Origin of the sequence: Streptomyces cinnabarinus, from assembly GCF_027270315.1 — a bacterium.
GTDB classification, from domain to species: Bacteria; Actinomycetota; Actinomycetes; order Streptomycetales; family Streptomycetaceae; genus Streptomyces; species Streptomyces cinnabarinus.
Genome location: NZ_CP114413.1, coordinates 6,218,413 through 6,243,139, shown reverse-complemented (window position 1 = coordinate 6,243,139; position 24,727 = coordinate 6,218,413). Strand labels below are relative to the sequence as shown.

Annotated in this window: 20 protein-coding genes; 3 read left to right on the top strand and 17 right to left on the bottom strand. The window is 71.1% G+C overall.

The window, feature by feature from the left end:
- Nucleotide 1: 1 nt before the first annotated feature.
- From serA to STRCI_RS28380, 6 genes are all read right to left on the bottom strand, one after another.
- Nucleotides 2-1,591 (bottom strand): phosphoglycerate dehydrogenase, encoded by a 1,590-nt coding sequence (gene serA / locus STRCI_RS28405; protein WP_269661807.1) that lies wholly within the window; start codon nt 1,589-1,591, stop codon nt 2-4.
- A gap of 229 nt (nt 1,592-1,820) precedes the next feature.
- The gene (gene ilvC / locus STRCI_RS28400) at nt 1,821-2,819 is read right to left on the bottom strand and encodes a ketol-acid reductoisomerase (RefSeq protein ID WP_269661806.1); all 999 of its coding nucleotides are present in this window, start codon (nt 2,817-2,819) and stop codon (nt 1,821-1,823) included.
- Nucleotides 2,820-2,937: 118 nt separating this feature from the next.
- Entirely contained in the window at nt 2,938-3,462 is a 525-nt protein-coding gene (gene ilvN / locus STRCI_RS28395) for an acetolactate synthase small subunit (protein WP_093722996.1), read from the bottom strand.
- Nucleotides 3,463-3,483: 21 nt separating this feature from the next.
- Entirely contained in the window at nt 3,484-5,334 is a 1,851-nt protein-coding gene (locus STRCI_RS28390) for an acetolactate synthase large subunit (RefSeq protein WP_269661805.1), read from the bottom strand.
- Nucleotides 5,335-5,553: 219 nt separating this feature from the next.
- Entirely contained in the window at nt 5,554-8,586 is a 3,033-nt protein-coding gene (locus STRCI_RS28385; protein ID WP_269661804.1) for a putative bifunctional diguanylate cyclase/phosphodiesterase, read from the bottom strand.
- A gap of 384 nt (nt 8,587-8,970) precedes the next feature.
- On the bottom strand, nt 8,971-9,945 hold the full coding sequence (locus STRCI_RS28380) for a 2-hydroxyacid dehydrogenase (RefSeq protein WP_269661803.1): 975 nt from the start codon (nt 9,943-9,945) through the stop codon (nt 8,971-8,973).
- 76 nt (nt 9,946-10,021) lie between these two features.
- Here STRCI_RS28380 and STRCI_RS28375 point away from each other — a divergent pair, with 76 nt between their 5' ends.
- Together STRCI_RS28375 and STRCI_RS28370 are read left to right on the top strand one after the other, a co-directional pair.
- Entirely contained in the window at nt 10,022-11,020 is a 999-nt protein-coding gene (locus STRCI_RS28375; protein ID WP_269661802.1) for an aldo/keto reductase, read from the top strand.
- Nucleotides 11,021-11,121: 101 nt separating this feature from the next.
- A complete protein-coding gene (locus STRCI_RS28370; protein WP_269661801.1) occupies nt 11,122-12,327 on the top strand; it encodes a PQQ-dependent sugar dehydrogenase in 1,206 nt (401 codons plus the stop codon).
- Between the two features lie 10 nt (nt 12,328-12,337).
- On the opposite strand, the gene STRCI_RS28365 is transcribed toward STRCI_RS28370, so the two are convergent.
- From STRCI_RS28365 to STRCI_RS28335, 7 genes are all read right to left on the bottom strand, one after another.
- Nucleotides 12,338-12,529: a DUF6191 domain-containing protein gene (locus tag STRCI_RS28365; protein WP_269661800.1), complete on the bottom strand. Its 192-nt coding sequence runs from the start codon at nt 12,527-12,529 to the stop codon at nt 12,338-12,340.
- A gap of 60 nt (nt 12,530-12,589) precedes the next feature.
- Complete coding sequence (locus tag STRCI_RS28360) at nt 12,590-15,619, bottom strand: helix-turn-helix transcriptional regulator (protein WP_269661799.1); 3,030 nt, start codon at nt 15,617-15,619, stop codon at nt 12,590-12,592.
- Between the two features lie 65 nt (nt 15,620-15,684).
- Nucleotides 15,685-15,870, bottom strand: coding sequence for a hypothetical protein (locus tag STRCI_RS28355; RefSeq protein WP_269661798.1), 186 nt, complete (start codon nt 15,868-15,870; stop codon nt 15,685-15,687).
- A 196-nt stretch (nt 15,871-16,066) separates the two neighbouring features.
- Nucleotides 16,067-16,621, bottom strand: coding sequence for a hypothetical protein (locus tag STRCI_RS28350; protein ID WP_269661797.1), 555 nt, complete (start codon nt 16,619-16,621; stop codon nt 16,067-16,069).
- A gap of 35 nt (nt 16,622-16,656) precedes the next feature.
- Nucleotides 16,657-17,232: a GNAT family N-acetyltransferase gene (locus tag STRCI_RS28345; protein ID WP_269661796.1), complete on the bottom strand. Its 576-nt coding sequence runs from the start codon at nt 17,230-17,232 to the stop codon at nt 16,657-16,659.
- Nucleotides 17,210-19,438: an MMPL family transporter gene (locus tag STRCI_RS28340; protein ID WP_269661795.1), complete on the bottom strand. Its 2,229-nt coding sequence runs from the start codon at nt 19,436-19,438 to the stop codon at nt 17,210-17,212. Before STRCI_RS28340 ends, STRCI_RS28345 begins: the two co-directional genes overlap by 23 nt.
- Nucleotides 19,439-19,628: 190 nt before the next feature.
- Nucleotides 19,629-19,973 (bottom strand): hypothetical protein, encoded by a 345-nt coding sequence (locus STRCI_RS28335; RefSeq protein ID WP_269661794.1) that lies wholly within the window; start codon nt 19,971-19,973, stop codon nt 19,629-19,631.
- A 140-nt stretch (nt 19,974-20,113) separates the two neighbouring features.
- On the opposite strand from STRCI_RS28335, the gene STRCI_RS28330 reads away from it, so the two are divergent.
- Nucleotides 20,114-20,920 carry an SAM-dependent methyltransferase gene (locus tag STRCI_RS28330; RefSeq protein ID WP_269661793.1) on the top strand — a complete coding sequence of 269 codons (807 nt, stop codon included), beginning with the start codon at nt 20,114-20,116 and terminating at the stop codon, nt 20,918-20,920.
- Between the two features lie 48 nt (nt 20,921-20,968).
- Here the strand turns inward: STRCI_RS28330 and gatB are convergent, their stop codons facing one another.
- Genes gatB through gatC form a run of 4 tightly spaced genes read right to left on the bottom strand, consistent with a single transcriptional unit; the run spans nt 20,969 to nt 24,531 of the window.
- Nucleotides 20,969-22,483: an Asp-tRNA(Asn)/Glu-tRNA(Gln) amidotransferase subunit GatB gene (gene gatB / locus STRCI_RS28325; RefSeq protein ID WP_269661792.1), complete on the bottom strand. Its 1,515-nt coding sequence runs from the start codon at nt 22,481-22,483 to the stop codon at nt 20,969-20,971.
- Between the two features lie 15 nt (nt 22,484-22,498).
- Entirely contained in the window at nt 22,499-22,738 is a 240-nt protein-coding gene (locus STRCI_RS28320; protein ID WP_015657668.1) for a hypothetical protein, read from the bottom strand.
- Nucleotides 22,735-24,228, bottom strand: coding sequence for an Asp-tRNA(Asn)/Glu-tRNA(Gln) amidotransferase subunit GatA (gene gatA, locus STRCI_RS28315; RefSeq protein WP_269661791.1), 1,494 nt, complete (start codon nt 24,226-24,228; stop codon nt 22,735-22,737). The genes STRCI_RS28320 and gatA overlap by 4 nt, the downstream gene beginning before the upstream one ends.
- A gap of 6 nt (nt 24,229-24,234) precedes the next feature.
- A complete protein-coding gene (gene gatC, locus STRCI_RS28310) occupies nt 24,235-24,531 on the bottom strand; it encodes an Asp-tRNA(Asn)/Glu-tRNA(Gln) amidotransferase subunit GatC (protein ID WP_007384860.1) in 297 nt (98 codons plus the stop codon).
- Nucleotides 24,532-24,727 lie beyond the last annotated feature (196 nt).

Sequence of the window (24,727 nt, the reverse complement as noted above, 5' to 3'; positions counted from 1 at the left end):
CTCAGGCCAGGTTCACGGCACGAGCGGACGTCGCCCCGATCTCCTCGGCGACCTCGGCCAGCACGGAGGCCGGCACCGTGTCGTCCACGGTCAGCACGGCCAGCGCCTCGCCACCGGCGACCGCTCGCGAGACCTGCATACCGGCGATGTTGATGCCCGCCTCGCCGAAGACCCGGCCGACGGTGCCGACGACACCGGGACGGTCCTCGTAGCGCAGCACCACCATGTGGTCGGCGAGCGCGAGGTCGACGTCGTAGTCCCCGACCGCGACGATCTTCTGGAGGTGCTTGGGGCCGGCCAGCGTGCCGGAGACCGCGACCTCCTCGCCGCTGCCGAGCGTGCCGCGCACGGTGACGACATTGCGGTGGTCGGCCGACTCCGAGCTGGTGGTCAGCCGTACCTCGACACCGCGCTCCTGGGCGAACAGCGGGGCGTTGACGTAGGACACCGTCTCGTCGACGACGTCCTCGAAGACGCCCTTGAGCGCGGAGAGTTCGAGCACCTTGACGTCGTGCTGGGTGATCTCGCCGTACACCTCGACGTCGAGGCGGACCGCGACCTCACCGGCGAGCGCGGTGAAGATCCGGCCGAGGCGCTCGGCGAGCGGCAGGCCCGGCTTGACGTCCTCGGCGATGACACCGCCCTGGACGTTCACCGCGTCGGGCACGAGCTCACCGGCGAGCGCGAGGCGCACCGAGCGGGCGACGGCGATACCGGCTTTCTCCTGCGCCTCGTCGGTGGAGGCACCGAGGTGCGGGGTGGCGACGACCTGGTCGAACTCGAAGAGCGGCGAGTCCGTGCAGGGCTCCTTCGCGTACACGTCGAGACCGGCACCGGCGACCCGGCCCTCCTTGAGGGCGGAGTACAGCGCCTCCTCGTCCACGATCCCGCCGCGCGCGGCGTTGACGATGCGCACGCTCGGCTTGACCTTGCGCAGCGCCTCGTCGCCGATGAGGCCGACGGTCTCGGGGGTCTTGGGCAGGTGGACGGTGATGAAGTCGGAGACCTCCAGCAGCTCGTCCAGCGACAGCACCTTGACGCCCATCTGCGCGGCGCGCGCGGGCTGGATGTAGGGGTCGTAGGCGACGACCTTCATCCCGAAGCCGGACATGCGCTGGGCGACCAGCGCGCCGATGCGGCCGAGACCGACGACACCGAGGGTCTTCTCGGCGAGCTCCACACCCGTGTACTTGCTGCGCTTCCACTCGCCGTTCTTCAGCGCGGCGTTGGCCTGCGGGATGTGGCGGGCGGTGGCGACGAGCAGACCGCAGGCCAGCTCGGCGGCGGTCACGATGTTGGAGGTGGGGGCGTTGACGACCATCACGCCGGCCTTGGTGGCGGCGGAGACGTCGACGTTGTCCAGACCGACACCGGCGCGCGCGACGACCTTCAGCTTGTTCGCGGCGGCGATCGCCTCGGCGTCCACCTTGGTCGCCGAGCGGATCAGGATCGCGTCCACGTCGGCGATGGCCGGGAGCAGCTCGGCTCGGTCCGCTCCGTTGCAGTGCCGGATCTCGAAGTCGGGGCCGAGCGCGTCCACGGTCGCGGGCGACAGCTCTTCGGCGATGAGTACGACGGGTTTCGAGCTCACGTGAGTCCTCACATGTCCATTGCGGACGGCCGTCCCGACGGCCGCAGGCGGTGGAGGGAAAGTGGCCGCGTGGAAGACGCACGACGCTGTGGGCCTGACGCGTATGTAGTACGGCAGTGTAGTGGCGCGGCGGAGGCGGTCTCACGCCTCCACGGAAGGATCACCCGTCCGGGTTGGACGAGGTGGACAACGGGGCCGGAGCGACTGCCCCGGCCCCGCCCCCTGAGGCTTACGCCTCCTCGTTCACCCAGCTCATGAGCTTGCGCAGCTCCTTGCCGGTGGTCTCCAGCAGGTGCTCGGAGTCCTGCTGCTTGTACTCGTTGTACTTCTTCAGACCGCCGTGGTACTCGGCCATCCACTCACGCGCGAAGGTGCCGTCCTGGATCTCGGCGAGGACCTTCTTCATCTCGGCCTTGGTGGCGTCGGTGATGATCCGCGGGCCGGTGACGTAGTCGCCCCACTCGGCGGTCTCGGAGACCGACCAGCGCATCTTCTCCAGGCCGCCCTCGTACATGAGGTCCACGATCAGCTTCAGCTCGTGCAGGCACTCGAAGTACGCGATCTCCGGCTGGTAGCCCGCCTCGGTCAGCGTCTCGAAACCGGCCTTGACCAGCGCGGCCGTACCACCGCAGAGAACGGCCTGCTCGCCGAAGAGGTCGGTCTCGGTCTCCTCGGTGAAGGTCGTCTTGATGACGCCCGCGCGGGTGCCGCCGATGCCCTTGGCGTACGACAGGGCCAGCGCGAAGGCGTTGCCCGTGGCGTCCTGCTCGACGGCGGCGATGCACGGAACGCCGCGGCCCTCCTCGTACTGACGGCGGACGAGGTGGCCCGGACCCTTCGGGGCGACCATGCAGACGTCGATGCCGGCCGGGGGCTTGATGAAGTCGAAGCGGATGTTCAGGCCGTGGCCGAAGAACAGCGCGTCGCCGTCCTTGAGGTTGTCCTTGACGGACTCCTCGTAGACCTGGGCCTGGATCGGGTCCGGGACCAGGATCATGATGACGTCGGCCTCGGCGGCGGCCTCGGCGGGGGTCACCACGCGCAGGCCCTGCTCCTCGGCCTTCGCCTTGGACTTGGAGCCCTCGTGCAGACCGACGCGCACGTCGACACCCGAGTCACGGAGCGACAGCGCGTGGGCGTGGCCCTGGCTGCCGTACCCGATGACCGCGACCTTGCGGCCCTGGATGATGGACAGGTCGGCGTCGGCGTCGTAGAACAGCTCGGCCACTTTGGGTTCTCTCCTTGAGTGCAGGTGTTGCGTCCCACCGTATGACGGCGGGCGGAAGGGAAGTTCGAGGGTCTCGGTATACGGGCGGCCGGTGTGTCCCGGCCGCCCGTATCCGTCGTTACGCCGACCGGTCGAGGGCGCGCAGCGACCGGTCCGTGATCGAGCGCGCACCGCGTCCGATCGCGATCGTGCCGGACTGGACCAGTTCCTTGATGCCGAAGGGCTCCAGCATCTTCAGCATGGCCTCCAGCTTGTCGCTGGAACCGGTGGCCTCGATCGTCACGGCCTCCGGGGAGACGTCGACGGTCTTGGCGCGGAACAGCTGGACGATCTCGACGATCTGGGAGCGCGTCTCGTTGTCGGCGCGCACCTTCACCAGAACGAGTTCGCGCTGAACGGCCGAACCGGGCTCCAGCTCGACGATCTTCAGCACGTTGACGAGCTTGTTGAGCTGCTTGGTCACCTGCTCCAGCGGCAGATCGTCCACGCTCACCACGATGGTGATACGGGAGATGTCGGGGTGCTCGGTGACGCCGACCGCGAGCGAGTCGATGTTGAAGCCGCGGCGGGAGAACAGGGCGGCGATCCGGGCCAGGATGCCGGGCGTGTTCTCCACCAGGACCGAGAGCGTGTGCTTGGACATGATCTTCTACGTCTCTCTCGCTCAGTCGTCTTCGTTGTCGCCGAAGTCGGGGCGGACGTCCCGGGCGGCCATGATCTCGTCGTTGGAGGTGCCTGCGGCGACCATCGGCCACACCATCGCGTCCTCGTGGACGATGAAGTCGACGACGACCGGGCGGTCGTTGATGGAGTTCGCCTCTTCGATGACCTTGTCGAGGTCGGCCGGGTCCTCGCAGCGGATGGCGTAACAGCCCATCGCCTCCGACAGCTTGACGAAGTCGGGGACACGGGTGCCGGCGCTCGGCTGCTTGCCGTCCGCCTCCGGGCCGGAGTGCAGCACGGTGTTGGAGTAGCGCTGGTTGTAGAAGAGGGTCTGCCACTGGCGGACCATCCCGAGGGCGCCGTTGTTGATGATGGCGACCTTGATCGGGATGTTGTTCAGGGCGCAGGTGGTGAGTTCCTGATTGGTCATCTGGAAGCAGCCGTCGCCGTCGACCGCCCAGACGGTCTGGTCCGGGGCGCCGGCCTTGGCACCCATCGCGGCCGGGACCGCGTAGCCCATGGTTCCGGCGCCGCCGGAGTTGAGCCAGGTGGCGGGCTTGTCGTACTCGATGAAGTGCGCGGCCCACATCTGGTGCTGGCCGACGCCCGCCGCGAAGATCGTGCCCTGCGGGGCGAGTTGGCCGATGCGCTGGATGACCTGCTGCGGGGAGAGCGAGCCGTCCTCGGGCTGGTCGTAGCCGAGCGGGTAGGTGTCGCGCCAGCGGCTGAGGTCCTTCCACCAGGCCTCGTAGTCGCCGTGGTGACCCTCGCTGTGCTCCTTCTGCACGGCCTGGATCAGATCGGCGATGACCTCGCGCGCGTCACCGACGATCGGCACGTCAGCGGATCGGTTCTTGCCGATCTCGGCCGGGTCGATGTCGGCGTGCACGATCTTGGCGTACGGCGCGAAGCTGTCCAGCTTGCCGGTGACGCGGTCGTCGAAGCGGGCGCCGAGGGCGACGATCAGGTCGGCCTTCTGCAGACCGGTGACGGCGGCCACCGAGCCGTGCATACCGGGCATGCCCAGGTGCTGCGGGTGGCTGTCGGGGAACGCGCCGAGCGCCATCAGGGTGGTGGTGACGGGGGCGCCGGTCAGCTCGGCCAGGACCTTCAGCTCGGCCGTGGCGTGCGCCTTGAGGACGCCGCCGCCGACGTAGAGGATCGGCCGCTTGGCGGCGGTGATCAGCTTGGCGGCCTCGCGGATCTGCTTGGCGTGCGGCTTGGTCACCGGGCGGTAGCCGGGCAGGTCCATGGTGGGCGGCCAGGAGAAGGTGGTCCGCGCCTGGAGCGCGTCCTTGGCGATGTCGACCAGGACCGGGCCCGGGCGGCCGGTGGCGGCGATGTGGAACGCCTGCGCGATCACCCGCGGGATGTCCTCGGCCTTGGTGACCAGGAAGTTGTGCTTGGTGATCGGCATGGTGATGCCGACGATGTCCGCCTCCTGGAAGGCGTCGGTGCCGATCGCCTTGGAGGCGACCTGCCCGGTGATCGCGACCATCGGCACGGAGTCCATGTGCGCGTCGGCGATCGGGGTCACGAGGTTGGTGGCGCCGGGGCCGGAGGTCGCCATGCAGACGCCGACCTTGCCGGTGGCCTGCGCGTAGCCGGTGGCCGCGTGGCCGGCGCCCTGCTCGTGCCGGACCAGGACGTGGCGCACCCGGGTGGAGTCCATCAGCGGGTCGTACGCCGGGAGGATCGCACCGCCGGGAATGCCGAATACCGTGTCGGCCCCGACCTCCTCGAGAGAACGGATGAGGGACTGCGCTCCCGTCACGTGCTCGGGCGCGGACTGCTGTCCTCCGGAACGGGGCCGCGGCTGCGGATGATGGGCCCCGGTGGCCTGCTCGGTCATCGGCATTCTCTTCTCGATGCTGAGGGTTTTTGCGAAGTTTGTGCGGTGTACGACTGGTGTTGGTGCAACAAAAAACCCCTCGTGCCGTAAGGCAAGCGAGGGGAGCGCGCCGGAGTGGGAAGCTGAGCGATCAAGGGCTCAGCGTCAGCCGACGCGCTTTCCAAGTACGAGAATTCGGGTGCGCATGGCACTGACCCTCCCCCCGGCACGCATCGCGTGTCAAGGTGGTGGGACGGGCGTCTCAGTATGTGAGCGAAGGGCACTGCCGCCTCCGAGAACAGCGGGCACACCTCCGGTGTACACCCCCGCCCCACCCCTGTGCATGGCGCGTTCACCACCCGCGAACGCGGGCTCGACCGGGCCGTGCGGGACCGGATAGTGGCCGGATCCGAGCGCTCTGCGCAGTCGATACTCGTCCAGCGGGCCGGAGAAGGCCATGCCCTGTCCATGGGTGCAGCCCATCGAGCGCAGGGCCACGACCTGCTCGGGCAGGTCCACGCCCTCGGCCAGGGACTGGAGCCCCAGGTCGGTGGCGATCCGCAGCAGCCCACTGGTGATCTTGTGCAGCCGCGCGGACTCCACGACGCCGTCGACCAGCCCGCGGTCCAGCTTGAGGATGTCCACGGGGAGCCTGCGCAGCGCCGTGATCGCCGCACAGCCGCTGCCGAAGCCGTCCAGCGCGATCCGCACGCCCAGTCTGCGCAGCGCGCCCAGACGGCGCTCCAGCTCGTCCGGCGAGACCCGGACGTCCGTGTCGGACAGCTCGATCACCAGCCCGCCCGAGGGCAGGCCGTGCCGGGTGAGCAGGGCCTCGATCGAGTCCAGCGGCATCGAGCGGTCCAGCAGCCGTCGCGCGCTCATCCGCACGCTGACCGGCACCGAGACCCCGGTCGCGGTGCGCTCGGCGGCCTGCTCCACGGCCTCGTGCAGCATCCAGCGGCCCAGCTCGGCGGTCTTGTCGCTGTCCTCGGAGACCCGCAGGAACTCGGCGGGCGTGAACAGCACCCCTTGCGAGGACCGCCAGCGCGCCTGGGCGGCGACCGACGTGATCCGGCCGTCCGCCAGGGACACCACCGGCTGGTGCAGCAGCGCGAACTCACCGTCGTGCAGCGCGGCCCGCAGCCGCGTCGCCAGCTCCGCCTTGCGTACGACGTCCTGCTGCATCTGCGGCTTGTACAGCTCGACCCGGCCCTTGCCGGCCGCCTTGGCGCGGTACATCGCGAGGTCGGCGTTGCGCAGCAGCTCGCCCGCGCCGAGGCCGGGCTCGGCGAAGGCGACCCCGATGGAGGCGGCCACCCGGACATCGTTGCCGTCGATGACGTACGGCTGCGACAGCGTGGCCCGGAGGCGGTCGGCGAGCTCCAGGATGTGCCGTTCGCGGGCGGTGCGGTCACGGGTGCCGTCCCCGACGATGAGCGCGGCGAACTCGTCGCCGCCCAGTCTGGACGCGGTGTCGCCGTGCCGCACCGCCTCCTGGAGCCGCCGGGCGGCCTGGACGAGCAGTTCGTCCCCGGCCTGGTGCCCGATCGTGTCGTTGACGGCCTTGAATCCGTCCAGGTCGATGAAGAGGACGGCGGTGCCGCGCAGGGCGGCGCCGCGGTCGGAGACCCGGCGGCCGGACAGGGCCTGCTGCACGCGCTGGGTGAACAGGGCGCGGTTGGGCAGGTCGGTGAGCGGGTCGTGCTCGGCGTTGTGCTGGAGCTGCGCCTGGAGGCGCACTCTTTCGGTCACGTCCCGGCTGTTGAAGATGAGTCCGCCGTGATGACGGTTGACGGTGGACTCGACGTTCAGCCAGCCGCCCTCGCCGGACCGGAACCGGCACTCGATGCGCGTGGTGGGTTCCTCGGGCGGGCTGGCGGCGAGGAAACGGCGCACCTCGTGCACCACGCAGCCCAGGTCCTCCGGGTGGATGAGGTTGGCCAGTTCGGTACCCACCAGCTCCTCCGCGGGGCGGCCGTAGACGCCGGCCGCGGCCGGGGAGACATAGCGGAGGATGCCGTTCGGGGCGGCGATCATGATGACGTCGCTGGAGCCCTGCACCAGGGAGCGGAAGTGGTTCTCCTTCTGGGCCAGTTCCTGGGTGAGGGTGATGTTGTCGATCAGCATGATGCCCTGGCGCATCACCAGCGCGAGCACGACGGTGCCGCCGGTGATGAGCACGACGCGGTCGACGCTGCGGCCGTTGAGGACGTTGTAGAGAATCCCCAAGGTGCAGACGGCGGCGGCGAGATAGGGCGTGAGCGCGGCCAGTGAGCCGGCGATCGGACGGGCCGCCGGGTACCGGCTGCGATCACCTCCCTGGGCGGGCGGATGGGCGGGCGGATGGTGGTGGCCGGCACCGCGCTGTCCCGGCAGGTGCTCGTGCACCACGCGCGTGTGCCCCTCGCTCTCCTGCCGCTCGGCGTCACCGCCCCGGGGAGTGGCCCAGGGGGCGTAGGCGAGCAGCAGCGAGCCGGCGAACCAGCCCGCGTCGAGGAGTTGGCCGGAGCGGTAGTTGTTGTGCATCAGCGGCGAAGTGAACAGGGCGTCGCACATCACGGTCAGGGCGAGCGCCCCGATCGCGGTGTTGACCGCGGTGCGGTTCACCGACGAACGCCTGAAGTGCAGCGCGAGCACCATGCTGACCAGGGCGATGTCCAGCAGCGGATAGGCGAGCGAGAGCGCGGTGTGCGACACGCTCGTCGCCTCGGAGGCGGCCGCGGTCTGGGCGAGGGCGAGGCTCCACGACAGGGTGAGCAGGGAGCCGCCGATCAGCCAGGCGTCCAGCCCCAGGCAGACCCAACCGGCCTTGGTCACCGGGCGCTTGGCGAGGACCAGCAGCCCCACGATGGCGGGCGGGGCGAAGCAGAGGAAGAACCCGTCCGCGTAGCTGGGGCTGGGCACGGGGCGCCCGAGTACGACCTCGTACCACCCCCAGACGAGGTTGCCGAGGGCGGCCATCACCGAGGAGAGGGCGAACAGCAGCCAGGCGGGACGAAAGCGGATACGGCGGCTGCGGGCGTAGAGGAAGCAGCTCACGGCGGCGGTGGCGGCCGCGGCGCTCAGCCCGAAGTCACCCATGATGAGCGCGAGTTGATCTGAACCCCAGCCGAGCGCGGAACCGACGGCGTATCCCGCGCAGACCACGGCCAGGACGAGTTGGGGGACCATGCCGGACCCGGCGCCGCAGGACGGCGGCCGGGGCAGCGCCCCCGACGAAGGGCGGGCCCGCAACGCTCCGTTGAGGGTGGTCGTGGGAGGCGGCGAGGTCACCGGTCCCTCCCGGTCCGCGCCGCTCCCGGGTCCCGCGTGTCCCGGTGCGCCGGGTGCGCATGCCTGCGGCGGCCGCTGTGCCTGCGGTGATGGCTGTGGTGGTGGTTGCCGTGATGACCGCGTCTGCGCGCGGCCGTGCGCCAGGGTCGCCGTCGGCGGCCCCGCCGCGTCGGATCGTTGGTCCATAGGCCGTGCATCGCCCGTCGCCCCCCTCACAGTCTGAAATGTCCATCCCCGGCGCCGAACGGTGCGCGGCGCAGCCCCTGTCGGGACGATACACCAGTCTCGTCACTCAGGGACATAGGTTCTCTACGCTCCGTGACGACCAGCGGGGATGCGGGCACGGACCGCGTTCAGAGGATTGCGGAGGGTACCCGAACCGGATTACGTGGCTGTTGCGTCGGTCGACGGGCCGCTGGGTGTGCCCGTCGTAAGGATCACGTTGCGCAGCGGCTCCCGGTTCACGAAACGGCTCAACTGGTCGGCCAGCAGTCGTTTGGCGCGGGGCATGAAGGCGGACGTGGGGCCGCCCACGTGCGGGCTGATGAGCACGCCGGGCGCCTGCCACAACGGGTGGGCGGGGGGCAGGGGTTCGGGGTCGGTGACATCGAGCGCCGCGGTGATGCGCCCGGTCTCCACCTCGGCGAGCAGGGCCTTGGTGTCGACGACTCCGCCGCGGGCGACGTTCACCAGGAGCGCGCCGTCCTTCATCCGGGCCAGGAAGCCCGCGTCGACCAGGTGACGGGTGGATTCGGTGAGCGGTGTGGACAGCACAACGACGTCCGCCTCGGGGAGCAGGGCGGGGAGTTGGGTGAGCGGAAGCACTGGACCGCGCGCCGTGGTGCGCTCGGAGCGCGCGACGCGCGCCACCCGCGCGAGCTCGAACGGCGCGAGCCGGTCCTCGATGGCGGCGCCGATGGAGCCGTATCCGACGATGAGGACGGTCTTGTCGGCCAGCGCGGGCCGGAACCCGCCGAGCCACTCCCCCCGGTCCTGGGCGCGCACGAAGTCGGGGATGCCGCGCAGCGAGGCCAGGATCAGCGCGAGGGTCAGCTCGGCGGTGCTCGCCTCGTGCACCCCGCGCGCGTTGCAGAGCTGGACGCCGGGACGCAGGTGCCGCATCCCCGGCTCGACGTGATCGGTGCCGGCGGACAGTGTCTGGACGACCTCGACGGAGCTCATCCTGGACAGCGGGCGCTGTCCGAGCCCCGGCGGCTTCATGTAGGGGACGACGTAGAAGGCGCACGCGGCGGGGTCCGCGGGGTAGTCCTCGGCACCGTCCCAGAAGCGGTACCGCGGCCCCTCGGGGAGCCCCTCGATCTCTTCCGGCGGGATGGGAAGCCACACGTCAGGAGTCATGCTCTGGAGGCTATGTCAGGTGGCCTGAACGGCATTGGTTAGGTTGGGGTGCCGGAAGAGGGAGGGTTACGGCCAGGTGGAGCGCAGGACGATCGGCGCGGCGGCGCTCGCGGTGGGGGCTGTCGGACTCGGGTGCATGCCGATGAGCTGGGCGTACAGCGGATCGCGGCAGCGTGGTGACGAGTCGCTGAGGGCCGTGCACCGGGCGCTCGATCTGGGCTCGACGCTGCTGGACACCGCCGACATGTACGGCCCGTTCACCAACGAGCTGCTGCTGGGGCGGGTGTTGAAGGAGCGGCGGCCGGACGCCTTCGTGTCGACCAAGGTCGGACTGCTGGCCGGCGAGCAGCACATCGTCGCCAACGGCCGCCCCGGATACGTGAAGCGGGCCTGCGACGCCTCGCTGCGGCGGCTCCAGACCGACGTGATCGACCTGTACCAGCTGCACCGCGCCGACCCCGAGGTCCCGGTCGAGGAGACCTGGGGGGCGATGGCGGAGCTCGTCCAGGCCGGAAAAGTAAGGGCGTTGGGCATGTGCGCGGTCGGCGCGCGCGGCGGGCGGCGGTCCGGGGCGGGCCTGCACGACAGCACGCTGCGGCAGTTGCGGCGGATGCAGCAGGTCTTCCCGGTGAGCGCGGTGCAGGCGGAGCTCTCGGTGTGGTCACCGGAGGCGCTGGAGGCGCTGCTTCCGTGGTGCGAGGCGCGCGGGATCGGCTTCCTGGCGGCGATGCCGCTCGGCAACGGCTTCCTCACCGGCACCCTGACCCCGGGCGAGGGTTTCGAACCGGACGACGTCCGCGCCCGCCACCCTCGCTTCACGGCGGAGATGATGGCGGCCAACCAGCCCATAGTCGTGGGCCTGCGGCGCATCGCCCGCCGCCACGGCGAGCACGTCCCCCCTGCCCAGGTGGCCCTGGCGTGGGTCCTGGCCCAGGGCCGGCACGTGGTCCCGGCCCCCGGCGCCAAGCGGGAACGCTGGGTGGCGGAGAACGCGGGGGCGGCGGAGCTGCGGCTCACGGCGGAGGACCTGGCGGAGATCGGGGCGCTGCCGGGGGCTCGGGGGTCGTGGGACTAGGGGGCCCCAGGGCTGATCCGGCCTGCGGCGTCCCCGTGCACGGCCGCGGTGATCGAGATTCGGGATGTCGTGATCGGGAACCTGTGAGGCGCGAGCGGTGTATGACAAGTAGTAGCCGCCCCGTCGAAGGGACCATGATCGTGCAACGTCGAGCTGTGACGGCCGTTTTGGCCACGGCCGCGCTCCTGCTGACGGCCGGGTGCTCCTCCGACGACGAAGGGGGATCGTCCGCCGGCGGTGACGGCACGGCGTCTCGCGATGCGACATCGGCGGCACCGCCCTCGTCCGGGACGACCGAGGAGGCAGCGCCCGCGAAGGGCTCCGCCGAGGTGGTGCGCACCGTCGCCGAGGATCTGGACACCCCCTGGGGCCTGGCCCCGCTCCCCGACGGCACCCTGCTCGTCTCCTCACGTGACGAGGCCACGATCACCCGGGTGGATCCCAGGACGGGCAAGACGACCGAGCTGGGCGAGGTGCCCGGGGTCTCCCCGGCCGGGGAAGGCGGCCTGATGGGCCTCGCCCTCTCCCCGGACTACGCCTCGGACCACATGGTCTACGCCTACTTCACCTCGGCGTCCGACAACCGCATCGTCCGCATGCTGTACGACGCGGACAAGCCGTCCGGTGAGCAACTGGGCGCACCCGACACGGTCTTCCGGGGCATCCCCAAGGGCTTTGTCCATAACGGCGGCAGGATCGCCTTCGGCCCCGACAAAATGCTCTACGTGGGCACCGGCGAGAGCGGCGAGGAGGGCCTGTCCCAGGACAAGGAGTCCCTGGGCGGCAAGATCCTGCGCCTGACCCCGGAGGGCCAACCCGCCCCGGGCAACCCCTTCCCCGACTCCCCCGTGTACTCCTACGGCCACCGCAATGTGCAGGGCCTGGCCTGGGACGCGAAACAGCGCCTGTTCGCCGCGGAGTTCGGGCAGGACACCTGGGACGAACTGAACGCGATCAAGCCGGGCGACAACTACGGCTGGCCGGAGGCGGAGGGCGAGTCCGACGACCCGGCGTTCCACAACCCGATAGCCCAGTGGACCACCGACGAGGCCTCCCCCAGCGGTATCGCCTACGCCGAGGGCTCGATCTGGATGGCGGGCCTGCGGGGCGCGCGCCTGTGGCGGATCCCGCTGAAGGGCACGGAGGCCTCGGCGGAGCCGCAGGCGTTCTTCGAGGGTGACTACGGCCGGCTGCGCACGGTGGTACCGGCTGGCGGCGACAAGCTGTGGCTGGTCACCAGCAATACGGACGGCCGGGGCAGCCCGGAGGACTCGGACGACCGGATTCTGGAGGTGCGGGTGAGCTAGGACCGACGTCTCAGCCCTCGTCCGACTCGGACTCCGGCTCCTCCACCGGCTTCCGTACGACGACCTTCCCGGACGACAGATCTATCGGCCCCCGCCCCGGATCCCCGTCCCCCACGTCCACGCGGGTGAGCTCCAGCCGGTTCTGCTCGTCGCGGGTGTGCTTACGGCCAGGTGCGAACAGTTCCTCGAAGGTGTTGAACATCGCTTCCCTTTCCGTGGCGCGTGGCGGAGTTCCATGGCACGTGGCGGAGTCGGTCACTGGTCATCCGGCACCCACCCGCTCCTCGTCCCCCCTCGCGAACAACCCCAACCGATGCGCCACCGCCGCCGCCTCGCCCCGTCCCGCGACCCCCAGCTTGGCGAGGATGTTGGAGACATGGACGCTGGCCGTCTTCGGGGAGATGAAGAGTTCCTCGGCTATCTGGCGGTTGGTGCGGCCGGCGGAGACCAGGCGCAGGACGTCGTGTTCGCGGGTGGTGAGGCCGAGGGTGTCGGCGGTGGGGCGGCGGGCCTCGGACGTCAGGAGCAGCCGGGCCCGCTGGGCGAGCGAGGTGACCTCGTCGGCCAGGGGGCGGGCGCCCAGGTGCTCGGCGACCGCGTGGGCGAGGCGGAGCAGCTCGGCCGCGGGGGCGCGGTCGTCCTCGCCGCCCGCCGTGAGCAGCGCCTCGGCGAGCCGGTGGCGGACCTGGGCGAGGTCGTGGGGGCGCTGGAGCTGCTCGAAGGCGGTGACCACCGTCGACCAGAGCTCGACCGGGGCATGTCCCTCGGCGCGCTGGAGTTCGGCGCGGACCCACTGGTCGTAGGCGTGCCAGATGGGGGCATCGGTGGTGAGGGTCTTGACGGCGGTGAGGACGCGTTCCAGGGTCTCGGCGCGGCCCTCGCGGGCGGCGGGCAGGTCCCGGGCGTCGGCCTCGGCGGTGGCGGCGGCCAGCAGCAGGGGCCAGGCGTAGCGCTGGGTGCCGGGCTGGAAGCCGGTGTCCAGGGTGCGGGCGAGTTCGGCGCGGGCGTCGGGGAGGCGGCCCTCGGTGGCGGCGAGGGTGATGGCGAGCCGGGACAGCGGCAGGTTGTTCTGCGGCATGGGGTCGTGGGTGCCGTAGGAGGCGCGGCCGTCGGCCAGGTACCGGGCCGCCTCCTCCAGGTGGCCGCGGGAGAGCGCGACGTAGGCCAGGCAGTGGGCGGCGCAGCCGCGGGGCTTGGCGACCTCTCCCGTGCGCTGGGCGGTGACCGCCGCCTCGATGCCCTCGTCCCAGCGGCCCAGGGAGATCTGCGCCTCGGCGAGGTTGGCCCAGATCCAGGCCTCGGAGTCGCGCAGGCCCCGGTCCTGGGTGAGCCGGAGTCCCTCCCGGAGGATGCCCAGCGCCTCCTCGGCGCGGCCGATGCCCACCAGGACCGACCCGAGGTTGATGTGGCCGCGGCCGATCACGGACGGCAGTCCGAGCGGCAGGGCCTGCTCCCGTACCTCGTGCATCAGGGCGAGCCCGGCCTCGATGTCCCCGGCGTCGACGAGGAGGTTGCCGAGGGTGAGGCGGGCGTTCAGCTCGATGTCGGTGGCGCCGACCATGCGGGCGTACTCGACGGCGCGCTCGGCGGCGGTCATGGCCTCGGGGCCCGGGGCGCGGACCATGGCCCAGGCGGCGACCGTGGCCAGTACCTCGGCGTGCACCTCGGACGGGGGCAGTCCGCGGACCAGGTCCTGGGCGGTGGCGATCTCCTGCCAGCCGTCGCCGCGGGCCTGCGCCTGGATCAGCCGGGAGCGCTGGATCCAGAACCAGGCGGAGCGCAGCGGATCGTCCTCCCCCTCCAGGAGGTGCAGCGCCCGCTTGGTGATCTTCAGTGCGCGTTCCCGTTCCCCGCAGAGCCGTCCGGCGACGGCGGCCTCGGCCATCAGGTCCAGATAGCGCAGGGGGGTGGAGGCGGGGTCGCAGCCGCAGGGAGGGTAGACCTCGGTGTAGTCGACGGGGCGCAGGGTGGCCCGTACGTCCTCGGGGACGGTGTCCCACAGCTCCATCGCGCGTTCCAGGAGCCGCAGTTGCTCGGCGTGGGCGTGCCGGCGGCGGGCCGTGACGGAGGCGTCGAGGACCGCGGGCAGGGCCTTGGCGGGGTCGTGGGCGTGGTACCAGTAGCTGGCCAGGCGCATCACGCGTTCGTCGGCGGGGACCAGGCCCGGGTCGGCCTGGAGGGCCTCGGCGTAGGCACGGTTGAGGCGGGAACGCTCGCCGGGCAGCAGGTCGTCGCCGACGGCCTCGCGGACCAGGGAGTGCCGGAAGCGGTAGCCGTCGCCGCCGGGCGCGGGGGTGAGGATGCTGGCGCCCACGGCCGCCCGCAGAGCCTCGATGAGGTCGTCCTCGGCGATCCGGGCGACGGCGGCGAGCAGCCGGTACTCCACGGTGGAGCCGCCCTCGGCGACGATCCGGGCGACCCGCTGGGCGGTCTCGGGCAGCGCCTCGACCCGCACCAGGAGCAGATCGCGCAGGGAGTCGGTGAGCCCGGTGCAGCAGCCCTCGTGGGCGGCGACGGCGAGTTCCTCGACGAAGAAGGCGTTGCCGTCGGAGCGTTCGAAGATCTCGTCGACCTGGGCCGGGTCGGGTTCGGCGGCGAGGATCCCGGCGATCTGGCGGCCGACCTCGGCGTGGGTGAAGCGGTCCAGCTCGATCCGGCGGACGGTGCGCAGCCGGTCGAGTTCGGCGAGCAGGGGGCGCAGCGGGTGGCGGCGGTGGATGTCGTCGGCGCGGTAGGTGGCGAGGACGACCAGGCGGCCGGTGCGCAGCGTGCGCAAGAGGTAGGCGAGGAGGTGCCGGGTGGAGGCGTCGGCCCAGTGCAGGTCCTCCAGGGCGAGCACGACCGTGCGGTCGGCGGTGACGCGCTCCAGCAGCCGTGCGGTGAGTTCGAAGAGGCGGGCGGTGCCGTTCTCGTCGTGGCGGCCGGGGCCGGTGGCGCCGAGTTCGGGCAGCAGGCGGGCCAGTTCCTCCTCCTGGCCGTGGGCGGCGGCGGCCAATTCGGCGGGGAGTGCGTGGCGCAGGGCGCGCAGGGCGGTGGAGAAGGGGGCGAAGGGCAGTCCGTCCGCGCCGATCTCGACACAGCCGCCGAGCGCGACGACGGCTCCGCCGTCGGTGGCGTGCCGCGCGAACTCCTCGACCAGGCGGGTCTTGCCGACCCCGGCCTCGCCGCCGAGCAGCAGCGCCTGCGGCTCGCCCGCGTCGGCGCGGGCGAGCGCGTCCTTCAGGTTCTGCAACTCCTCGGCGCGGCCGACGAACACGGGGCTGACGGACTGGGTCTCCACGGGCCAGAGCATCGCATGCGGCGCTGACGGTGGGGCACCGGTTTTCGCGGGGTGCCCCGCCGTCAGCCCCCCGGTGCTCACGCGGTGCGCGCGGTGCGGAGCCGGCCGCGGCGGGAGGTATGCACCTCGCCCTCGGCGGCCCGTCGGGCGGCTTCCCGGCGGGCGGCGCGGCGGCTGCGGACGGCCTCGCGGGCCAGGCGCTCGTTGTCGGCCTCGCGGATCAGGTCGGCGGAACGGAGGTGGTGAAGCTCGTACTCGAACATGGTGTCCCCTGTGGAGAGTTGGTTTTCGCGAGCTGCTTGCTGCGATGCCTCAACTCTCGTCTCCCAGGGGGGTCCGCCACATCGGGAGAGTTCCGCATCTTCGGCGGTGCCGGGGGCCTTAGACGCGCAGAAGGGGCCTCAGGGGCTCCGTAAGGTGCTTACGGATGCCCTAAGACCCCTCAGGACCTGCGGTGATTCAGCTGGTGGAGGGCAGGCCGAGCATGACGTCGGTGTACTTGAGGACCGCGAGGAGCAGCCCGATCACGCCGAGGGCGACGCCCGCCCAGGAGACCGACTTGATCCAGACCGGCTGCGGCAGGCCCGGGGCGCCGAAGGCCGGCCGGGCGAGGGTCAGGACGCCGACGATCAGCGCGACCAGCGCGAAGGCCCCGCCCCACAGCGCGGTGGTCGCCCAGGCATCGCCGTAGACCGCCTCCAGCTGCGCGGCGACGGTCGCGTTCGAGGCGGCCTGCATCTCCAGCTGGCCGGTGATCTCGCTGCGCGCCGCGGCCACGGTGCCGACCCAGCTGCCGGTCAGCGCGACCAGGCCGAGCGCCGCGGAGACGACCGCGGCGGCGCCCTGGCCGACGAAGGAGGAGCCCTCCTGCGCGTCCGGCGTGAGCTCGTCGATGTCGTCGTCGCCGTTCTCGAGGATCTCGGCGTCGGTCTCGGTGACGTCCTCGGGCTCGGTGGCCTCGACGGCCTCCTGCTCCTTGGCGGTCTTCGTCTCGTCCACTGTCTTCGTTCCCATGTCTCGCACCGTACGGAGGCTGTCTGAGAGGTTTCTTAATGATCGCTGTGCGCGGCACGCGCGCGTGCCGCGTGCCATTCGGGGGCGAGGATCGCCCAGATCTCGGTGTCGTGGCGGACGCCCTTGTGGGGCCAGTTCTCCCGCAGTACGGCCTCCCGGCTCATGCCGAGCCGCCGGGCCACGTTGAGGCTGGGTGCGTTGGCCGCCGCGGCGTGCCATTCCACCCGGTGCATGCCGCGCTCGCCGAAGGCGGAGTCGAGGAGCACCCGCATCGCGCGGGTGACGAGTCCGCGGCCGGTCCCGGCGGGCTCCAGCCAGCAGCCGACCTCGCAGTTGCGGCTCTCCGCGTCGAAGTTCAGGAAGAGCACTCCGCCGACGAGCTTTCCGTCCAGCCACAGTCCGTGCAGCGAGCCGGTGTCGGCGGCGCGCATGTCGGCGTAGCGCTGGAGGACCTCGCGGGCGCCGGTGGTGTCCTTGGCCTTGGAGGCGAACGGGACGTACTGGTTGATGAAGTCCCGGCCGCGTTCCAGGTGGGCCAGGAACTCCTCGGCGTGCCAGGGCTCCAGGGGCCGCAGTTCGGCGCCGTCGTCACCCAGCGATATCGCGTACATCGTCCCGCCGCTCCTCGTCGAACTCCTCCACGACGTCGGCCAGCCTCTCATGGGCGGCGCGCGCCTCGGGCGGCTCGATGCTGATCCGTGGCAGCCGGGCGTCCAGCCAGCGGGGCAGCCACCAGTTGGCGCCGCCGAGGAGGTGCATGAGGGCGGGGACGAGCAGGGTGCGCAGGACGAAGGCGTCCAGGGCGACGGCGGCGGCGAGCGCGATGCCGAACATGGCGATCACGCGGTCACCGCTGAGCACGAAGGCGAGGAAGACCGAGATCATGATGACCGCGGCGGAGTTGATCACCCGGCTGGTCTCGGCGAGGCCGATCCGGACCGCCCGCCGGTTGTCGCCGGTCTCCAGCCACTCCTCGTACATCCGGCTGACCAGGAACACCTGGTAGTCCATGGAGAGCCCGAAGAGGACGGACACCATGATCACGGGGAGGAAGGGCTCGATCGGCCCGGCGCGGCCGAGGCCCAGCAGTTCGCTTCCCCAGCCCCACTGGAAGACGGCGACGACTATGCCGAAGGAGGCGGCCACGGCCGCGATGTTCATCGCCGCGGCCTTCAGCGGGATGCCGATGGACCGGAAGGCGAGCAGGAGCAGCAGACAGCCGAGGCCCACGACGACGCCCACGAACAGGGGCAGCTTGCCGACTATGACGTCGGCGAAGTCGTCGTAGCCCGCGGTCACGCCGCCGACCTGGAGGTCGAGCGAGGTGCCCGTCTCCGCGCGGGGCAGCACCTCCGAGCGCAGCCGCTCGACGAGATCGCTGGTCTTCTGGGACTGCGGCGAGGACTCGGGGACGAGCGTGAGGTAGGCGGTGTCCCCGGACGGGTTGAAGGTGACCGGGGTCACCGAGGCGACGCCCTCGGTGGAGCGGAGCGTGGCGTCGAGGCTGTCCAGGGCGAGCTTGTCGTCGCCGCCGTCGACGTGGGTCACCAGGGTCAGGGGGCCGTTGACGCCGGGACCGAAGCCGTCGGCGAGGAGGTCGTAGGCCTGCCGGGTGGTGGCGGACTGCGGGTTGTTGCCCTGGTCGGAGGTGCCCAGGCGCAGGGAGAGCGTGGGCAGCGCGAGCAGGGTGATGACGACCAGCGCGAGGGCGCCGAGCAGCTTGGGGTGGCGTTCGACGAAGGCCGACCAGCGGGCGGCGAGCCCGGTCGGCAGCTCCGGTTCGGGCCCGTGCTCGACCAGCTTGCGGCGTTCGCGGCGGCTGAGGGCGCGCATGCCGATGAAGGAGAGCAGGGCGGGCAGCAGGGTCACGGAGGCCGCGACGGTCAGCACGACGGTCAGCGAGGCCGCGAGGGCGACGCCGTTGAGGAAGTTCAGCCGCAGGATCAGCATCCCGAGGAGGGCGATGCAAACGGTGGCACCCGCGAACACGACCGCCCGTCCGGTGGTCGCGACGGCGTTGGTGATGGACTCGGCGACGGGCAGTCCGCGCTTCAGTCCGCGCCGGTGCCGGGTGACGATGAACAGCGCGTAGTCGATGCCGACGCCGAGCCCGATCAGCATGCCGAGCATGGGGGCGAAGTCGGCGACGGTCATGGCGTGCCCGAGCAGCACGGTCCCGGCGTAGGCGGTGCCGACGCTGACCAGCGCGGTGGCGATGGGCAGCAGGGAGGCGGCGAGCGAGCCGAAGGCGAGGAAGAGGACGACGGCGGCGACCGCCACCCCGACCACCTCGGCGAGGTGTCCGCCGGAGGACTCGGTGAGCCCGACGGCGGTGCCGCCGAGCTCCACCTGGAGCCCGTCGGTCCGGGCGTCCTGGGCGGTGTCCACGACGGCCTGCGCCTCGGCCCGGTCGATGTTCTCGGCGCTGTCCTCGAAGGTGACGGTGGCGTAGGCGGTACGACCGTCCGCGCTGACCTGGGTCGCGCCGTGGTCGTCGGACGGGCCGGTGACGTCGGCCACGCCGGGCAGCTCGGCGATCTTCTCCAGGGCGCGGTCCATCGTCTGCTGGACGTCGGCGGCCCGGACGGTGCCGGAGTCGGTGTGCCAGACGATCGTGTCGCTGTCGCCGCCGAGGCCGGGGAAGCCGTCCTGAAGGAGCTGGGTGGCGCGGCCCGACTCGGTGCCGGCGACCTCGTAGTCGTTGGAGTACGCGGAGCCCGCGAGCGCGGCGGCGGCACTCACCCCGCCGAGGGCGAGGAGCCACAGCAGTACGGCGACGAGGCGGCGCTGGACACACCAGCGTGCAAGAGCTGCCACGAACGTGCTCCCGGGGACGAAGTGTGGATCTTTGACCGGGAACAGTGGTTCATCGAGTGAACGGCCCGCAAAGAACGCATGAGCAATGTCCTGCCACTGTTACAGGCGAAAGTGATCGATTGCGGCATTCGTGGGTTTATTCACAGGAGTGGGAGGCAGATCACAGGACAGTAACGGTCCCGCTGTCACCTCAGTCGAACTGGTCTCCGAACGCCATCACGGTCACCCCGGCGATCAGCAGCCACAGCGCCCGCCGGGTACGGCCCCGGGAGCCGAGGAACGCGGCGAGAGCGCAGACGACGGCGCCGAGGGCATAGGCGGCCGGGACCAGCGCGGGGGCGGATCCGGTGGCGCGCAGCGTCGAGGCGGCGAGCCCGGCCAGGGCCAGCAGCCCACCCACCGCGACGGCCGTCCAGCGGGCCCGTCGCGCGTCGTGCACCTCGTCCGCCTCATCCAACTCGTCCGCTTCATCCGCCTCGGTTATGTCCCCGGGGTGCTCGGAGGCGGCGTGCTCGGAATTGGTGCGACGACTCATGGCGGGCGAGCGTAGCGTGTTCCGCTGAGCGACTCCGGGCCCGTCCGGCCCCCGACCGAAGCAGGTGCGTTGTTTGAGCGTCCGCGCGAGCTCCTCCGTATCCCTTTCCGCCTCTCAGGACTCAAGGAGCCCGTTCACCGATGTCAGACATCACCACCCCGAGGATCTCGGATGAGGCCCTCACCGGGCGGCTGACCCACGCCCGCTACCCGCGCAGCAACACCTACGACGTCCGCTGGGTCATCGAGAACCAGATGGGCCCGAACGCGCTGTGGCTGCTGGAGTGGCTCGCGCCCGCCCTGGGCCTGGACACCCTGCGCCCCTGCGCGCGCGTCCTCGACCTCGGCTGCGGCCGGGCGATGACCTCGGTCTTCCTCGCCCGGGAGTACCACGCCCAGGTCACCGCGGCCGATCTGTGGATCAGGCCGGACGACAACGCGCGGCGGATCACCGAGGCCGGTTTCGCCGACCGGGTGCTTCCCGTGCACACCGAGGCGCACGACCTGCCGTTCGCCGAGGCGAGCTTCGACGCGATCGTGAGCATCGACGCCTACCAGTACTTCGGCACGAACGACCTCTATTTGCCGACGCTGGCCAGGCTGCTGAAGCCGGGCGGGCGGATCGGCATCGTCGTACCGGCGCTGCGCGAGGAGATCGACGGCGTGGAGCCGCCGGAGCATCTCCGGCAGTGGTGGGAGCCCGACTTCTGGTGCTTCCACTCCGCCGACTGGTGGCGCCGCCACTGGACCCGCGGCGGGGCCGTCGAGGTCGAGACGGCCGACTGGCTGGACGACGGCTGGCGGGACTGGCTGCTGTGGTGCGAGGTCGTCGCCGAGGAGAGCCCCGAGGAGTTCCACCGCACGATGGCCCGCCGGGTCGGTGAGATGGTGCGCGCCGACCAGGGGCGGACGCTGGGGTTCGTACGGCTCGTAGGGCGCCGTAGGTAAGCCAATGGCCCCGGAGGTCGATCCTCCCGGGCCATTCGCGTGTCGGCCTCAGCCTTCGCTGACGCCCAGCTTCTCCAGGATCAGCTCCTTGACGCGGGCCGCGTCGGCCTGGCCGCGGGTGGCCTTCATGACCGCGCCGACCAGGGCGCCGGCCGCGGCCACCTTGCCGCCGCGGATCTTGTCCGCGATGCCCGGGTTCCCGGCGATGGCCTCGTCGACCGCCGTACCCAGCGCCGAGTCGTCGGAGACGACCTTCAGACCGCGCTTGTCGACGACCTCGTCCGGGGTGCCCTCGCCCGCGAGGACGCCCTCGATGACCTGACGGGCCAGCTTGTCGTTGAGGTCGCCCTTGGTGACCAGCTCGGTGACCCGCGCGACCTGTGCCGGGGTGATCGCCAGCTCGTCGAGCGACGTGCCCGACTCGTTGGCGCTGCGGGCCAGTTCACCCATCCACCACTTGCGGGCGGAGGCGGCGTCGGCGTCGGCGTCGATCGTGGCGACGATCGAGTCCAGGGCACCGGCGTTGAGGATCGCCTGCATCTCGGTGGTGGAGATGCCCCACTCGGCCAGCAGCCGGGTGCGGCGGGCCAGCGGCATCTCGGGCAGCGCCGCGCGGATCTCCTCGACCCACTCGCGCGAGGGGGCCACCGGGACGAGGTCGGGCTCCGGGAAGTACCGGTAGTCCTCGGCCTCCTCCTTCACGCGGCCCGAGGTCGTGGACCCCGTGTCCTCGTGGAAGTGGCGGGTCTCCTGGATGATCGTGCCGCCGGAGGACAGCACGGCCGCGTGCCGCTGGATCTCGAAGCGGGCCGCACGCTCCACGGACCGCAGCGAGTTGACGTTCTTCGTCTCCGAGCGGGTGCCGAACTTCTCGGTGCCGTTCGGGCGCAGCGAGAGGTTCACGTCGCAGCGCATCTGGCCCATCTCCATACGGGCTTCTGACACCCCGAGCGCCTTGATGAGCTCGCGCAGCTCACGGACGTACGCCCGCGCGACCTCGGGAGCGCGCTCGCCCGCGCCCTCGATCGGCTTGGTGACGATCTCGATGAGCGGGATGCCCGCGCGGTTGTAGTCCAGCAGCGAGTGCGAGGCGCCGTGGATACGGCCGGTGGCGCCGCCGACGTGCGTGGACTTGCCGGTGTCCTCCTCCATGTGGGCGCGCTCGATCTGCACCCGGAAGGTCTCGCCGTCCTCCAGCTGTACGTCGAGGTAGCCGTTGAAGGCGATCGGCTCGTCGTACTGGGAGGTCTGGAAGTTCTTCGGCATGTCCGGATAGAAGTAGTTCTTCCGGGCGAAGCGGCACCACTCGGCGATCTCGCAGTGCAGCGCGAGACCGATCTTGATCGCCGACTCGACGCCGGTCGCGTTGACGACCGGGAGCGCGCCGGGCATGCCGAGGCAGACGGGGCAGGTCTGGGTGTTCGGGTCGGCGCCGAGCGTCGTCGAACAGCCGCAGAACATCTTGGTGTTGGTGCCGAGTTCGACATGGACCTCAAGGCCCATGACGGGGTCGTACGACGCCAGCGCGTCCTCGTACGACACCAGGTCGGTCGTGGTGGTCACGGTGAAACTTCCCTCTCAGCCCAGCAGGACGTCGTCGTCGCCCAGCCGCTTCAGCTCGCGGTACAGGATGGCGAGGCCGGTGACGATGGCGGCGGCGGAGACGGTGGCGTCGATCAGCCGCAGCGTGTCGTTCTCCAGCCGCGCCTTCTTCATCTGCTTGACGACGCTCACCGCGCCGAACGCGGTGGTGGCGATGGACAGATACGTGCCGGACTTGGACTTCTTGAAGTCCTTGGCCTTGGACAGCTTGCTCACAGCGACGGAGCCTCCTCAAGAAGCGGGTGGCCCCACTTTTCCACGAAGGCGGCCTCGACAGCGGCGCCCACCTTGTAGAGCCGGTCATCCTGCATCGCTGGGGCGATGATCTGGAGGCCGACCGGGAGGTTGTCCTCCGGCGCCAGACCGCACGGCAGCGACATGGCCGCGTTGCCCGCGAGGTTGGTGGGGATGGTGCACAGGTCCGCGAGGTACATCGCCATCGGGTCGTCGGCGCGCTCGCCGATCGCGAAGGCGGTGGTGGGCGTGGTCGGCGAGACGATGACGTCGACCTGCTCGAAGGCCTTCTCGAAGTCGCGCGTGATGAGCGTGCGGACCTTCTGGGCGCTGCCGTAGTAGGCATCGTAGTAACCGCTCGACAGGGCGTAGGTGCCAAGCATGATGCGGCGCTTGACCTCGGGGCCGAAGCCCGCCTCACGGGTGAGGGAGGTGACCTCCTCGGCCGAGTGGCCGCCGTCGTCGCCGGTCCGCAGGCCGTAGCGCAGGCCGTCGAAGCGGGCGAGGTTGGAGGAGCACTCGGAGGGCGCGATCAGGTAGTACGCCGACAGCGCCAGATCGAAGGACGGGCAGTCCAGCTCGACGATCTCCGCGCCCAGCTCCTTGAGGAGGGCCACGGACTCGTCGAAGCGCTGGATGACACCGGCCTGGTAGCCCTCGCCGCGGAACTGCTTGACGACGCCGACGCGCATACCCGCGACGCTGCCGTTGCGGGCGGCCTCGACGACCGGCGGGACCGGGGCGTCGATGGAGGTGGAGTCCATCGGGTCGTGCCCGGCGATGACCTCGTGCAGCAGGGCCGCGTCCAGGACCGTGCGGGCGCAGGGACCGCCCTGGTCGAGGGAGGAGGAGAAGGCGACCATGCCGTAGCGGGAGACCGCGCCGTACGTCGGCTTCACACCGACCGTGCCGGTGACGGAGGCCGGCTGGCGGATGGAGCCGCCGGTGTCGGTGCCGATGGCGAGCGGGGCCTGGAAGGAGGCGAGGGCCGCGGACGAGCCACCGCCGGAGCCACCGGGGATCTTCGTGAGGTCCCAGGGGTTGCCGGTCGGCCCGTAGGCGCTGTTCTCCGTCGAGGACCCCATGGCGAACTCGTCCATGTTGGTCTTGCCGAGGATGACCACGTCGGCGGCTTTGAGCCGCTTGGTGAGGGTGGCGTCGTACGGCGGGATCCAGCCTTCGAGGATCTTCGAGCCGACGGTCGTCGGGATGCCCTCGGTGGTGAAGATGTCCTTCAGCGCGAGCGGGACGCCGGCCAGCGGCCCGAGCTTCTCGCCCTTGGCGCGCTTCTCGTCGACGGCGCGGGCCTGCGCGAGGGCGCCCCGGCGGTCGACGTGCAGGAAGGCGTGCACCTTCTCGTCGACGGCCTCGATCCGGGCGAGGTGGGCCTCGGTGACCTGGACCGCGGTCAGCTCGCCGGAGGCGATCTTCGCTGCCGTCTCGGCGGCGGTGAGCTTGATGATGTCCGTCATGACTTCTTAGTCCTCCCCCAGGATCTGCGGCACCTTGAAACGCTGCTGCTCCTGGGCCGGGGCGCCGGAGAGCGCCTGCTCGGGGGTGAGCGACGGACGGACCTCGTCCGCCCGCATGACGTTCGTCAGCGGGAGCGGGTGCGAGGTCGGCGGTACGTCTTGGTCGGCGACCTCGCTGACGCGGGCGACCGCGCCGATGATGTCGTCCAGCTGTCCCGCGAAGTGTTCGAGCTCTTCGGGCTTCAGCTCCAGACGCGCCAGCCGGGCGAGGTGGGCGACCTCCTCGCGCGTGATGCCAGGCATGCAGCGATCCTCTGGGGTGAGTGTGTGTGGTGTGGGGCTGGGGCTAGTCGTCCCATTCCCGTCGTCCGCCCGAAGGGCGGGTCGCGCGGCGTCTGGTGCGTGCGATCGCAAGGCGCCGGAGCGTCCTCGTGGCGGAGCCACGTGGACGATTCGGCAACGCGGCGAGCGTGCGTGCCAGGCGTCGCGCGACAGACGG